The sequence below is a fragment of the Flavobacterium sp. LMO6 genome (genome assembly GCF_009495795.1).
In the GTDB taxonomy this organism is placed as follows: domain Bacteria; phylum Bacteroidota; class Bacteroidia; order Flavobacteriales; family Flavobacteriaceae; genus Flavobacterium.
The window spans coordinates 1-246 of record NZ_WIBH01000096.1 but is presented as its reverse complement, the minus strand read 5'-3'; the positions used below and the strand labels follow the sequence as shown (position 1 = coordinate 246).

Below are 246 nucleotides of genomic sequence, written 5' to 3'. Positions count from 1 at the left end.
TAAACAATACAACAACTACAATTTATACGTTTACACCAACAGCAGGACAATGTGCTACAACAACAACATTAACAATTGCCGTTAATCCAAATGTAACACCAACTTTTGCTGCAGTTGCACCAATATGTTCAGGCGCTACTTTATCTGCGTTGCCAACGACTTCTACTAATGGAATCAACGGAACGTGGTCGCCAGCCCTAAACAATACAACAACTACAATTTATACGTTTACACCAACAGCAGGAC

Annotated in this window: 1 pseudogene; it reads left to right on the top strand. The window is 39.8% G+C overall.

The features are described from left to right. A pseudogene (locus GFJ99_RS13580) lies at positions 1–246 on the top strand (concanavalin A lectin); the annotation flags it as partial.